This window comes from Acidiphilium rubrum (assembly GCF_900156265.1).
Lineage (GTDB): Bacteria > Pseudomonadota > Alphaproteobacteria > Acetobacterales > Acetobacteraceae > Acidiphilium > Acidiphilium rubrum.
In genome coordinates, this window is record NZ_FTNE01000063.1 from 1 (window position 1) to 3,921 (window position 3,921).

Annotated in this window: 4 protein-coding genes; all 4 read left to right on the forward strand. The window is 57.3% G+C overall.

The genetic code is table 11. The annotated features are described in order from the left end of the window. Positions 1–121: 121 nt before the first annotated feature. Entirely contained in the window at positions 122–1,060 is a 939-nt protein-coding gene (locus BW994_RS18585; RefSeq protein ID WP_029314445.1) for a hypothetical protein, read from the forward strand. A 664-nt stretch (positions 1,061–1,724) separates the two neighbouring features. Continuing rightward, positions 1,725–2,327, forward strand: coding sequence for a class I SAM-dependent methyltransferase (locus BW994_RS18590; protein WP_281247788.1), 603 nt, complete (start codon positions 1,725–1,727; stop codon positions 2,325–2,327). A 377-nt stretch (positions 2,328–2,704) separates the two neighbouring features. After that, positions 2,705–3,274: a recombinase family protein gene (locus BW994_RS18595; RefSeq protein WP_029314442.1), complete on the forward strand. Its 570-nt coding sequence runs from the start codon at positions 2,705–2,707 to the stop codon at positions 3,272–3,274. Further along, on the forward strand, positions 3,271–3,831 hold the full coding sequence (locus BW994_RS18600) for a DUF6680 family protein (protein ID WP_076454849.1): 561 nt from the start codon (positions 3,271–3,273) through the stop codon (positions 3,829–3,831). The genes BW994_RS18595 and BW994_RS18600 overlap by 4 nt, the downstream gene beginning before the upstream one ends. The last annotated feature ends 90 nt before the right edge of the window (positions 3,832–3,921 follow it).

The window sequence follows — 3,921 nt, forward strand, 5'->3', positions numbered from 1 at the left end:
GAATGGCGGCCTCAGGCCGCTCAGGAACCCTACTTCCGCATGGGACTTTTGAGTAGTCTTATGCCGGTTTTCTGTTCCACTCAGCCGCACAGGCCCTTGGCGCGGCGCGGGCGAGTCGGGCATGGCCTCACCGGATATCGTGGAGGATCAGGCACGGGTGGCCCAGCAACAGGCGTTGCGGGTGGCGCTTGGCCAAGACAAGGAGACCCCGGCAGTCGCGAAGGGCGGTGCCGGTGATCGGCCGGCCGCGCGCGCTGCGGAACCAGCGGCCGAGGCTCCCCCGGCGCGCAAGCGGGGGATGTTCGATGGGTTGAAGCTTGGCGCCGATCGCGACCGGCAGGCCATCGCGCCAGGGGCGTTTGCCGGGGTGTCCCTGCCGGTGCAGCCGGCGCGCGAGGCGGCGCAAGCAGCGCCGGCATCGCCTGGGGTGGCACCGAATAGTCTCAACCGGGCGGTGGAGCGGTATGCGCGGGCCTGGACGGACGAGGCGCGGATGCGGGCGCAGGAGTTGCCGTTGCTGGAGCATCAGAAGATCGCATTGCGCGACACCGGGGCGGCGTTGGACGCGGCCCGGCCGGGATCGGTGCGGGATCTACGCTTCGCGCTGCACTACGATCCGAAGACCCGGCAGGCGATGACTGACCTGACCGGACTGGCGCGGAGTGCGGCGCTGGTGTCCGGCATGGAGCACGAGGCGAAACTGCGGGCTGACCCGAATGTGCGGGCGCAGCGCTACGCGGCCAACTGGAAAGGGCTGGAGGCCGCGCACAACAAGAGCCATGCTTGGGACCAAGCGCCGTTCCGGGATGCGATTGCCGAGCGGCTGCAAAAGCTGGCCACGGTGATCCAGAAGGACGGACCGGCCCAGGCGGCGATGGCGGCACAGCCGGCGCGGCTCGGGATCACGGCGGGTTCGCTGTTCATGCAGATCATACAGGGGCGGAATATCGGCCAGATCGCCGCGCGTGCCTTGTCGCAGAGCATCAGCGCCGACCTTGATATCGGGTTGAGCCGGGAGCGGAGCCGCAGCGCCGGGCACGATCACGGCATGTCGATGTAGGCGGAGACGGAGGGCGTATGGCGGACGAGGACGACCAAAGCGACGCGGCCGGCGCGGAACGGGCGTTCGAGGGGGGGTTGAGGGGGAATGCTCAATCGTACTTTCGGTTCCGCTGCAACCGGACCTCCGAATGCGCGAGGGGCGCGTCTTGTCGATCAAGGAGCGACCAGCTCACAAATTTCACCTGCTCAATCACCTCCTGATCCTGTTCGGTGGCTGATGGATCAGACGAATTTGTCATTTTTACGAAGCTTGCTAAATGATCTAAGGTCTGTTCCTATTTTAGCATCTGGAAATAAGTAAATGCTGCCGTTCATTCGCAAGATAGCTCCGAAAATTCCGACGATTGGAAGACTGCTAAAACACAGAAACGATTTGTTGGAAGAAAACATTGAGCTAAGACGACAATTATCTACACGGGATTCTGACCACGTTGATGTGCTGGAGAGTCGAATCGACGGACTATCTACTGTAATAAATCCATTACATTACCTTGATCGTGAATGGATTGATTTGCATCATGATCTATCGCGTTATTCGATCGACAAACATTGTTTTCAGAACTTTAGCGGTGAAATCTATCGCAAAGGATGGGAGTGGACTCACTGTCTTTACGGACTGCGAAAGCTCGGCATGCTAGCCCCTGGGCATAGGGCATAGGGCATTGGGTGTTGGAGTCGGACGTGAAAGCGTGATCTACTATCTCGCGGATCATATTGCGCACGTTACGGCGACGGACTTGTACGGCGAGGCCACCTGGAGTTGCTCAGGCGGCAAAGAAGCAGACCTGAAAATGCTGGAAGAAAGTAAGAAAGGTTGCCCTGCCACGGTGGATTTTTCAAAGATTCGTTTCGAGAACCAAAATGGCATAAAACTGACTTATCAAGACAATCTGTTTGACTTCGCCTGGAGCCTTTCCTCGATCGAGCATTTTGGTAGCCATCATGCCGCTGCCGAAGCAGTCCGGGAAATGTCACGTGTTGTGCGCCCTGGCGGTATCGTAGCAATCGCAACCGAAATGCTTTTATTGGAAGAGTATTCACATCCGGAGTATTTTACCCGATCTGAAATCATGTCGCAGTTAATCGAACCATCCACTAGACTTGATTTGGTCGATGCCATCAACTTTAATACGCTACCGTATGAGTTCTTGTTAGACAGTATTGTGGTACCAACTGGTGTTGACCGTAGACGAAGACATGTCATATTGAATAATGGGCACGTTCAATGGACATCAGTCATTTTTTTCTTTCGAGTAAAGGAATAAAAATAGGAGCTTTAAAAAAACGACCGAGAATTCAATAATGTTGAATGAATTAAAATTAGGATGTAATGTTGTCTACTAGGGGTCGCTGCACGATTTGTCCAAAACTGCACGGTAAGGCCATGTTCGTAATCCGGTTGCCGTTGGGCTGCATTTTAGAAGAGAGTTTTGGCAGGGGCCGCCCAACCGAATGGGTAATCGCGTCCCGTGGTGCCCGGACTATGCGTCCTCTCACAAACCGCGGAGCAGCTCCATGCCCCAGCCCCTGCGCCCGCTGTATCGCATGTAAGTTCCCGGGCAAAGTGAGGCGCGCAGAAATCAAGACTTTTGGCAACTCGGCTTGCCTTAGGCAAATCAAAGGCTTATACATCCCATAAGATATGACCGAAACAGATCGCCCTTCTCGCCTGATCGGGTATGCCCGGGTCAGCACCTACGGCCAGACCCTCGATGCCCAACTTGAGCAGTTGAAGGCGGCGGGATGCACAAAGACCTACCGTGAGAAAGCGACCGGAGTGCGCCCCGATCGCCGCGAGTTGTTGAAGCTACTCAAATACGTCGCTGCCGGTGACGTGGTGACGGTGACCCGGATCGATCGCTTGGCCCGCTCGACGTTCGACCTATTCGCGATCGTCAAGCAGATCGCCGACGCCGGCGCACAGTTCCGCTCGTTGGCCGAACCGTGGGCCGATACCGGCACCAGCACCGGCCGGTTGATGCTGGCCGTGTTGGGTGGCTTGGCCGACGTGGAGCGCGACCTGATCCGCACGCGGACAGCCGAGGGTCGGAGTCGGGCCAAGGCGCGCGGGCAGCATATGGGCCGCCCCCCCGCCCTCACCCCACAGCAGCAGGATGAAGCCCGGCAGCGCCGGGCCGAGGGTGCCACGTTGAAGGAGCTGGCACGCAGCTACAATGTCGGGATCTCGACGATTTCCAGGTTGTCGATATGAGCCCAGAGTGGATAGCCGCTATCGCCGCCATTTGGGCAGCCGTCGCGACGACGTGGGCGGCCTTAGCAACATCAATGGCCGTGATTGCAACGCGCAAAGCGCCCGTCGATGCAGCACAAATAGCGGCCTCGCTTCAAGATGCGAGCGAGAGGAGGCGACAAAAGGTTTGGATTTTTGCAACGGTCATGCAGAATAGGAGTTTTCTGGCAGAAGTGGACTGCGTCAAAGCTCTTAACCTAATCGACGCAGTATTTTCCGACGTTCCAGAAGTTAGGAACGCATGGGCGAACCTCTACGCAGCACTCAATGACAAACGGAACTTTCCACCGACTGGTGGAGCCCTGCCTGTAATCGACGACCGACGTGCTCTCCTCTTAAGCGAGATGGCCAAGGACCTAGGACTAGCCGAAAATTTCAGACCGGACGATCTGGCACGAGTATATCTGCCAACAGCGCTTCTGACAGAAATGGAGGTTCGAGGTATGCAGCAGAAACTCAACCATGAATTGCTCTCGGGTCAACTCGCATCATCGAAGCTCCCGCCGAAGAGTAGCTAGCCGCATTTATTCATGAGGGCGTTTCATTCAATTCTTCTACAATTAGCTATGCAACCTGACGTCGTGGGCGCGTGACGACTCACCGGCCGC